Source organism: Staphylococcus sp. HMSC069E10 (genome assembly GCF_001809205.1).
Taxonomy (GTDB): Bacteria; Bacillota; Bacilli; order Staphylococcales; family Staphylococcaceae; genus Staphylococcus; species Staphylococcus hominis.
This window is the reverse complement of sequence record NZ_KV796513.1, coordinates 20,772-29,746: the sequence shown is the minus strand read 5'-3', so window position 1 is coordinate 29,746 and position 8,975 is coordinate 20,772. Positions and strand designations below refer to the sequence as shown.

10 protein-coding genes and 7 tRNA genes are annotated in these 8,975 nt (G+C 31.3%); 16 read left to right on the top strand and 1 reads right to left on the bottom strand.

The window, feature by feature from the left end; genetic code table 11:
* The first annotated feature begins 36 nt into the window (after positions 1-36).
* From HMPREF2561_RS10540 to HMPREF2561_RS10515, 7 genes are all read left to right on the top strand, one after another.
* Positions 37-110 (top strand) — tRNA-Trp (locus tag HMPREF2561_RS10540).
* Positions 111-112: 2 nt separating this feature from the next.
* A tRNA-His gene (locus HMPREF2561_RS10535) sits at positions 113-185 on the top strand.
* Between the two features lie 12 nt (positions 186-197).
* Positions 198-269, top strand: a tRNA-Gln gene (locus HMPREF2561_RS10530).
* Between the two features lie 7 nt (positions 270-276).
* Positions 277-350 (top strand) — tRNA-Cys (locus tag HMPREF2561_RS10525).
* An 8-nt stretch (positions 351-358) separates the two neighbouring features.
* A tRNA-Gly gene (locus tag HMPREF2561_RS10520) sits at positions 359-432 on the top strand.
* A 14-nt stretch (positions 433-446) separates the two neighbouring features.
* A tRNA-Gly gene (locus tag HMPREF2561_RS10920) sits at positions 447-521 on the top strand.
* A 41-nt stretch (positions 522-562) separates the two neighbouring features.
* Positions 563-646: transfer RNA gene (locus tag HMPREF2561_RS10515), tRNA-Leu, on the top strand.
* Positions 647-760: 114 nt separating this feature from the next.
* On the opposite strand, the gene HMPREF2561_RS11075 is transcribed toward HMPREF2561_RS10515, so the two are convergent.
* Positions 761-829: a hypothetical protein gene (locus tag HMPREF2561_RS11075; RefSeq protein ID WP_353775006.1), complete on the bottom strand. Its 69-nt coding sequence runs from the start codon at positions 827-829 to the stop codon at positions 761-763.
* On the opposite strand from HMPREF2561_RS11075, the gene HMPREF2561_RS10510 reads away from it, so the two are divergent.
* From HMPREF2561_RS10510 to fumC, 9 genes are all read left to right on the top strand, one after another.
* A complete protein-coding gene (locus HMPREF2561_RS10510) occupies positions 801-1,844 on the top strand; it encodes a PTS sugar transporter subunit IIC (protein ID WP_371089575.1) in 1,044 nt (347 codons plus the stop codon). The genes HMPREF2561_RS11075 and HMPREF2561_RS10510 overlap by 29 nt on opposite strands.
* A 120-nt stretch (positions 1,845-1,964) precedes the next feature.
* Positions 1,965-3,419, top strand: a complete 1,455-nt coding sequence (locus tag HMPREF2561_RS10505) for an ABC transporter substrate-binding protein/permease (protein WP_049419689.1) — start codon at positions 1,965-1,967, stop codon at positions 3,417-3,419.
* Positions 3,412-4,134 carry an amino acid ABC transporter ATP-binding protein gene (locus tag HMPREF2561_RS10500; RefSeq protein ID WP_049382474.1) on the top strand — a complete coding sequence of 241 codons (723 nt, stop codon included), beginning with the start codon at positions 3,412-3,414 and terminating at the stop codon, positions 4,132-4,134. Before HMPREF2561_RS10505 ends, HMPREF2561_RS10500 begins: the two co-directional genes overlap by 8 nt.
* 261 nt (positions 4,135-4,395) lie before the next feature.
* Positions 4,396-5,517: a tRNA epoxyqueuosine(34) reductase QueG gene (gene queG, locus HMPREF2561_RS10495; RefSeq protein ID WP_019835688.1), complete on the top strand. Its 1,122-nt coding sequence runs from the start codon at positions 4,396-4,398 to the stop codon at positions 5,515-5,517.
* A 2-nt stretch (positions 5,518-5,519) separates the two neighbouring features.
* Complete coding sequence (gene trmL / locus HMPREF2561_RS10490) at positions 5,520-5,990, top strand: tRNA (uridine(34)/cytosine(34)/5-carboxymethylaminomethyluridine(34)-2'-O)-methyltransferase TrmL (protein ID WP_017176401.1); 471 nt, start codon at positions 5,520-5,522, stop codon at positions 5,988-5,990.
* A 159-nt stretch (positions 5,991-6,149) separates the two neighbouring features.
* Positions 6,150-6,749 carry a 6-phosphogluconolactonase gene (locus HMPREF2561_RS10485; protein WP_070468781.1) on the top strand — a complete coding sequence of 200 codons (600 nt, stop codon included), beginning with the start codon at positions 6,150-6,152 and terminating at the stop codon, positions 6,747-6,749.
* Between the two features lie 22 nt (positions 6,750-6,771).
* A complete protein-coding gene (locus tag HMPREF2561_RS10825) occupies positions 6,772-6,945 on the top strand; it encodes an SAS053 family DNA gyrase inhibitor (RefSeq protein ID WP_249339582.1) in 174 nt (57 codons plus the stop codon).
* Positions 6,946-7,055: 110 nt separating this feature from the next.
* The gene (locus tag HMPREF2561_RS10480; RefSeq protein ID WP_017176398.1) at positions 7,056-7,448 is read left to right on the top strand and encodes a hypothetical protein; all 393 of its coding nucleotides are present in this window, start codon (positions 7,056-7,058) and stop codon (positions 7,446-7,448) included.
* Positions 7,449-7,587: 139 nt separating this feature from the next.
* A complete protein-coding gene (gene fumC, locus HMPREF2561_RS10475) occupies positions 7,588-8,973 on the top strand; it encodes a class II fumarate hydratase (protein WP_017176397.1) in 1,386 nt (461 codons plus the stop codon).
* Positions 8,974-8,975 lie beyond the last annotated feature (2 nt).

The window sequence follows — 8,975 nt, the reverse complement described above, 5'->3', positions numbered from 1 at the left end:
GGCAGTTCGAATCTGCCCCCCTCCACCATCATAAATAGGGACATAGTTCAACGGTAGAATAGAGGTCTCCAAAACCTTTGATGTGGGTTCGATTCCTACTGTCCCTGCCATGGCGGTTGTGGCGAAGTGGTTAACGCATCGGATTGTGGTTCCGACACTCGTGGGTTCGATTCCCATCAACCGCCCTTTATTATTAATGGGCTATAGCCAAGCGGTAAGGCAACGGACTTTGACTCCGTCACGCGCTGGTTCGAATCCAGCTAGCCCAGTTTTTTTGGCGGCATAGCCAAGTGGTAAGGCAGAGGTCTGCAAAACCTTTATCACCGGTTCAAATCCGGTTGCCGCCTCCATGTGCTATGCGGGAGTAGTTCAATTTTAGAACACATTCCTTCCCGGAATGAGATATAGGTGTAAGTCCTATCTTCCGCTCCATAATTTGATACAATGCGGGAGTATTTCAACTTTTAGAATATGTTCCTTCCCGGAACAAGGTATAGGTGCAAGTCCTATCTTCCGCTCCATAATTGCTTCCATAGGGAAGTTTTTTATTTATATATATTAAGCCGGCGTGGCGGAATTGGCAGACGCGCGGGACTCAAAATCCCGTTCCTTTATTGGAGTGTCGGTTCGACCCCGACCGCCGGTATGTAATGGATTTAAAAGGATTAAGTAGAACACTCTACTTAATCCTTTTTTATTTGATATTTTTTTAACTACTTATTTTATATTGTATAAAATGAGATAATATAATATTATATAGCTAATATTTAAAAATGGAGGCTATTATGAGTAGAACTAGAATAAACTTAAAATATTTTTTTAGTAATATTCTTAATGCAGTTGGTGCAGGAGTAGTTATTGCATTACTTCCAAATGCACTTTTAGGAGAACTACTAAAATTATTTAAAGATCAACATCCAATATTAGAGCTTGTTTTTCAATTAGTGACAATTATTCAATCATTTATGGCATTTATTATTGGAATATTGGCAGCACATCAATTCAAATTTAGTGGTGCGGGTGCTAGTATGATAGGTATATCAGCAATGTTGGGCTCTGGAGCTATACAAATGAATGCCAATGGTATTGCATTAAAAGGAATTGGCGATATTATAAACGTAATTTTAGTTATTATTATCGCATGTGCTTTATATTTATTATTACAAGGAAAATTTGGTTCTTTAGAAATGATTATTTTACCTGTATTTATTCCAGTAGTCAGCGGATTAATTGGATTAACGACTTTGCCATATATACAAATTATCACAAAAAGTTTAGGACATGTGATTAATTCATTTACTGAATTTAATCCTTTAATTATGTCTATCTTAATAAGTGTGACATTTTCACTACTAATGGTTACGCCAATTTCTCTAGTTGCTATTGCTACAGCTATTAGTTTAAATGGGTTAGGTAGTGGTGCTGCTAACATGGGAATTGTTGCTGCATGCGTTACTTTTTTCTTTGGTTCTTTACGTGTCAATTCAGTTGGTGTCAATTTAGTTTTGTTTATTGGCGCTGCGAAGATGATGATTCCTGTTTATTTAAAACATTTAATCATTGCAATACCATTAACCATTAATGGTATTATTTCCGGTTTGTTAACATACTTCATTGGAATAAAAGGAACACCATTATCAGCTGGATTTGGTTATACAGGATTAGTTGGTCCAATTAATGCGTTTAATAGAATGCCGGGTGATTCAACATTTAATATTCTTCTATTAGCATTAGGTTATTTTATTGTTCCATTCATTTGTGCTTTTATTATTCATGAATTATGCAAAAAGTTTATACCATCATATAATGATAATATTTATAGATTTGAAATCACTCACCAATAATATTATTTTAAAGGTATTTAAGCATCTATAGTAATGTAGATGCTTTTTTTATTCGAATTTTTTATTGCATATTAATACTTTATTGTGTATAATAATTAAAAAGTTATAGGAGGTTGCTATATGAAATATATTTTTAAAACAATGATCATAGCAATCTTAATTAGTTTGACCTTTATAAATATAGAACCTATGGCTCACGCTGATCAAGATGCAAAATGGGAAAAAATTAAGGAAAGTGGGGAATTAAGAGCAGGATTATCAGCTGATTATGCACCATTTGAATTTGAAAAGACTGTAAAAGGTAAGAGTGAATACGCAGGTATAGATATCGATTTAGCTAAAAAAATTGCTAAAGATAATCACTTAAAATTAAAAATTGTGAATATGCAATTTGATAGTTTACTCGGTGCATTAAAAACGGGAAAAATTGATGTTATTATTTCTGGTATGACTTCAACACCAGAAAGAAAGAAAGAAGTTGATTTCTCAGATTCTTATACTAAAACGGGCAATGTAATGCTTATTAGAAAAAGCGATAAAAATAAATTTCATACATTAAAAGACTTTTCTAATAAAAAAGTTGCAGCACAAAAAGGGACTGAACAAGAAAAAATTGCGCAACAAGAAATAGAGAATGCAGACATTAGTTCATTAAATCGTCTACCAGATGCTATTCTTGCAGTTAAAAGTAATAAGGTAGAAGGGTTGGTAATAGAAAAACCTGTTGCTGAAGCATATGTAAAACAAAATAACAGCTTAATGATAGCTAATGTGAATTTTAATGAAGAAAAGAAAGATAATGTCATAGCTGTGCCAAAAAATTCACCTATTCTTTTAGCGAATGTCAATAAATCTATTAAGGAAGTCAATGACCAACATTTAATTAGCAAATACATGGACAAAGCTTCTAAAGATATGCAAGACGATAGTAGCTTTTTTGATAAGTATGGTGCATTTTTTATCAAAGGACTTAAAAATACAATTTTAATATCAATGATTGGTGTAGTATTAGGAGCAGTATTAGGAGCTTTAATTGCTTTAGCTAAATTGAGTAAGTTTAAATTGCTTTCATGGATTGCCTCTATTTACATAGAATTTTTAAGAGGAACACCGATGTTAGTTCAAGTATTTTTAGTTTTCTTTGGAACGACAGCTGTTCTAGGTTTAGACGTTTCAGCATTAGTATGTGGTACTATCGCACTAGTTATTAATTCTTCTGCTTATATTGCAGAAATATTTAGAGCTGGAATTAATGCTGTTGATAAAGGGCAAACAGAGGCAGCGCAATGTTTAGGATTAAATTATTCTAAAACAATGAGATATATCATTTTACCCCAAGCAATTAAAAATATTTTACCAGCGTTAGGTAATGAATTTGTAACACTAATTAAAGAATCATCTATTGTTTCTACTATAGGAGTAGGAGAAATTATGTTTAACGCTCAGGTTGTACAAGGTATTTCATTTGATCCTTTTACACCGTTAATTATCGCTGCGATAATGTACTTTGTTTTAACATTTACATTATCTAGAGGTATGAGTTTAATCGAAGGGAGAATGAAAGCCAGTGATTAAAGTTCAAAATTTAAATAAATCATTTAATAAAAATGAAGTACTCAAAGATATAAATTTAGAAATTAATAAAGGAGAAGTTGTAGCAATTATAGGACCATCAGGAAGTGGTAAAAGTACATTATTAAGATGTATGAATTTATTAGAAACACCATCAAATGGAAAAGTGATTTTTGAAGGAAAAGAATTAACACATAAAAATATAAATTTAAGTGAATTACGTCAAAAAATGGGAATGGTATTTCAAAATTTCAATTTATTTCCTCACAAAACAGTATTAGAAAATGTCATTTTAGCACCTAAGTTGTTAAAAAAAGTTGATTTAAAAAAACTAGAAATTGAAGGTAAAGCACTTCTAAAAAAAGTAGGACTTGAAGAGAAAGCTAACGCATATCCTTCTCAACTCTCTGGCGGACAAAAACAAAGGGTAGCAATAGCAAGAGCTTTAGCTATGCATCCTGATGTCATATTATTTGATGAGCCAACATCAGCACTTGATCCTGAAGTTGTTTATGAAGTACTTAAAGTTATGAAAGATTTAGCTAAAGAGGGTATGACAATGGTGGTTGTAACTCATGAAATGGGTTTTGCTAAAGATGTTGGTGATAAAGTAATATTTATGGCAGATGGATATGTCGTTGAAAGTGAAATACCTGATCAATTATTTAATCATCCCAAACATGAAAGAACTAAAAACTTTTTGGCGAAAGTATTATAGCATGTTGTATATGAAGACTGATAAAACATTTATAAGGTTTTATATCTAAAAAGTAATAAAAGTTAATTAAGAAAAGAAGATAGAATTTATTCTGAATTATAAATATAGACTTTCTTTATAACATTCTCAAAGTTAAAGAATCTGAGATACTTTAAAGTATATCTCAGATTCTTTTTTATTTATAAAAATATTTAATATCATAAAAAATTAAGATTATGTTAAAATGTTCTATGGACTTTTTTATAGGAGGCAAGAGTGTTGATGAACCATCAACTTAAACAGGAAATCATTGACTATGCGTATTCCATTGGTATAGATAGTATTGGTTTTACTACTGCTGATCCTTTCGATGAACTGAAACAAAAGTTAGTAGATTATCATGAAAAAGGTTATGCATCAGGTTTTGAAGAATCAGATATTGCGTTACGAACAGAACCTAAATTATCTTTACCCACAGCGCGTTCTATTATAGCTATTGCTGTTGGTTATCCAAATAAGCTAAAGGGAGCGCCAAAAAGTGTAAAAGGCGATAGAAGAGGAATGTTTGCGAGAGCCTCTTGGGGTCAAGATTATCATTCAATTATGAAAAAAAGATTAGACAAATTAAGTGAATTTATTCAATCTAAGGTTCCTGATGTCGAAATAAAAAGCATGGTTGACACTGGAGTACTTTCAGATCGCGCTGTAGCTGAAAGAGCAGGATTAGGATTCGTTGGTAGAAATGGATTTGTTATTAATCCAAAACTAGGAACTTGGACATATTTAGGAGAAATGTTAGTTAGTATTCCTTTTGAACCGGATGATCCTATATTAGACAGTTGTGGAGATTGTACAATTTGTGTAGATAGATGTCCAACGGGTGCTTTAGTAGGGAATGGTCAACTGAATTCTCAAAAATGTATCAGCTTTTTAACTCAAACTAAAGGATATTTAAAAGATGAGTATCGATATAAAATTGGTAATCGTCTTTATGGTTGTGATACTTGTCAACAAGTTTGTCCGAAAAATAGAGGCATTAATACAACTCACGAAGATATTATTTTAGAACCAGAAATATTAAAGCCACGTTTAGTTCCATTGTTACAAATGAGTAATAAAGAATTTAAAAATACTTATGGTCATTTGGCAGGAGCATGGAGAGGTAAGAAACCTATACAGCGGAATGCAATTATTGCACTTGCACATTTTGGTGAAGAAACGGCTATTCCTGAATTAAAGGAAGTGGCATTGAATGATCCAAGACCCATGATAAGAGGAACAGCATATTGGGCTATTGGCCAAATACTAGGCGATGATGCAAGAACATTTATTTATGAGCATTTTGATAATGAGATTGAAGAAGTTCAAGTTGAAATGAGAAAAGGACTAGAAATGAGGAAATAAAAATGACAAACCATATTGTGTTATTCCAACCAGAAATACCTGCAAACACTGGGAATATTGCACGTACATGCGCAGGTACCAATACACACTTGCATTTAATTAAACCATTAGGCTTTAGTACAGATGACAAGATGCTAAAACGAGCTGGATTAGATTATTGGGAACATGTTAATATCACTTATCATGAAAACATTGAATCATTTTTCGAAGTGACAAATGGTAAATATTATTTACTTACTAAATTTGGTAAACAAACTTATAGTGATTTTGATTTTTCAAATACTGAAGTAGAAAATTATTTTATCTTTGGTAGAGAAACTACAGGTTTACCAGATTGGGTAAAAGAGAAGTATGCAGATACTGCTTTAAGAATTCCTATGAGTGATCATATTCGTTCTTTAAATTTATCTAATACTGCTGCTTTATTGATTTATGAAGCATTACGACAACAAAACTTCCCAGGATTAAAGTAGAATTTAAAATTAATTACTATAATAGAATAAAAAATGTTATATTTATTAATGAATTATTATAAAAATTTTAAAATAGTTTGATATCCCCTTAAATAGGGTAATTTAGTAAATAAATGAATTATTTTAGTTGAACTTTACATTTAGAGGAGTGTAATTATTATGGCAATGAATTTTAAAGTATTCGAAGATAAACAACATGCAGCAGACTATGCTGGAGATATTATTAGAAAACAATTTAACAATAACCCAACTACCATTGCTGGTTTCCATTTAAACAAGGATTCTGCACCTGTATTAGATGAATTAAAAAAATCAGTTGATCGTAACGCTGTAGATTTTAGTCAAATTAATATTCTTGACTATGACGATAATCATTCGTTCTATGAAGCTTTAGGTGTACCTTCTGAGCAAGTATATTCTATTAGTCTTGATGATGATGCTGAATCATTAATCAATGATATAATTAAAACAAAAGAAAATAAAGGAAAACTTACTTTACAAGTTGTTTCAATTGATAACTCTGGACATTTAGATGTTAATATTCGTCAAGGTTTGATGAAGGCACGCGAAATTATCTTAGTTGTAACTGGTGCTGAAAAAAGTGAAGTTATCAAACGATTATATGAAGAAAATGGTAAATCAAACTTTTTACCTGCTGATTTAAAAGTACATCGTATGGTAACAGTTGTTTTAGACAGAGCTGCTGCTGATGGATTACCGGAAGACGTTAAAGAATACTTCACAGCGAGATTTGCATAATATTTAATTTTATTGTGAGGTTATTTTTATGAGTAAAGATAGTAAACGTAATTATCATGAAGACGAAAATGCAATGGTTCAAAATATGGATGATTTAGAAGCATTAGGAAAAGAAATGGAACAGATTTCTGAAGAAAATGATGAAGATAAATATAATCAAACACATGATTCAGAAGCGCGTTCAGATTTAAATTAATATATTTTAGCATTTTAATTAATTGTTTCGATAGATTAATTAAAATGCTTTTTTTATGAAATACAACTTATGATACAATATATTTTAATGAAAATGAAGGAGATAAAAATATGTTACATAAGTATTGGCTACCTTTAACAATTATTACAATCATTGTTAGTTTAATTTCTATTAAAGGTTTTCCCATTGCTCTAGGAGCACTCTATCTACCAGTGTTATTTAAAGTGATTCAATTACAATTGAATTTATCAAAGGATTTAATAGATAATGCAACTGCTCATCCATTCATTAAGAGTAATCAAAAAGGAATTATGATTAGTGTTATATGTATATTAATTGTAACAGGAATCTTGGCATATACACTTAATGATTTTTATCGAAGTTTAGGTGGGGTTTTAGGTATGTTAGTAAAGATAAGTCCTGTTACGCTTGTCATAAGCGCTATTTTGTATATAATAAGTGCTATTTCAGTTGTAAAAGCAGTAAAATATAAATATGAATAAGATTTATTCTTAAACACGTGAAGTAATACAACTTCATGTGTTTTATTTTTTATAAATGAAACCGCTTTATATTCGAATTGCTACATTAATTTTATTAATGATATACTATTACTAAATCATAAATAAGGGGGATTATTGAATGTCTGTAAGAATTGAACATGATACGTTTGGTGAAATTGAAGTACCATCTGATAAATATTGGGGCGCACAAACTGAAAGAAGTAAGCGTAACTTTCCAGTAGGTAAAGAACATATGCCTATTGAGGTGATTTATGGTTTTGCTCAGTTAAAAAGAGGTGCCGCGCTTGCTAATCATGAATTAGGAAAATTAAGTGATACTAAGAAAGATGCTATCATTTATGCTTGTGATTTAATTTTAAAAGGAGAACTTGATGGTCATTTTCCTTTAGTTGTATGGCAAACGGGAAGCGGTACTCAAAGTAATATGAATGTGAATGAAGTCGTAAGTTATGTAGCTAATGAGTACTTAAAAGAACATAATAGCGATGAATCGATTCATCCCAATGATGATGTTAATAAATCTCAAAGTTCGAATGATACATTCCCTACAGCTATGCATGTTGCTTTATACCATGAAATTGAAACGAAATTAGAACCTGCTTTAAAACATTTACGAGACACATTTAAAGAAAAAGAAAACCAATATCAATCAATTATTAAAATTGGTAGAACTCACTTACAAGATGCTACTCCAATTCGATTAGGACAAGAAATTAGTGGATGGCGTTATATGCTAGATAAATGTGAACAATTATTAGCTGAATCTAAACAACATATTTTAAATTTAGCTATTGGTGGAACAGCAGTTGGAACAGGAATTAATGCACATCCAGAATTTGGAGATAAAGTAGCTAAATATATCTCAGAACATACAGGCTATGCATTTGTTTCATCTGAAAATAAATTTCATGCTTTAACCTCACATGATGAAGTGGTGCAACTTCATGGAACACTAAAAGCATTGGCAGCAGACTTAATGAAAATAGCAAATGATATAAGATGGCTTGCTTCAGGACCTAGAGCCGGACTTGCGGAAATCTCAATTCCAGAAAATGAACCAGGTTCATCAATTATGCCAGGTAAAGTTAATCCAACACAATGTGAAATGCTAACAATGGTTGCAGTACAAGTGATAGGAAATGATACGACAGTAGGTATAGCGAGTTCTCAAGGTAATTTTGAACTTAATGTATTTAAACCTGTGATTCTTCATAATACATTGCAATCTATTTACTTATTAGCTGATGGAATGGAAACATTTAACAAAAATTGTGCTATAGGTATTGAACCAATTGAAGAAAATATCAATCATTATTTAAATCAATCATTAATGCTTGTAACTGCACTAAATCCTCATATTGGATATGAAAAAGCAGCTCAAATAGCTAAAAAAGCTCATAATGAAGGTTTAACACTTAAAGAATCAGCAATTAATTCTGGCTACGTTACAGAAGAACAATTCGAGGAATGGATTAAACCAGAAGATATGGTCGATCCTCATTAAAA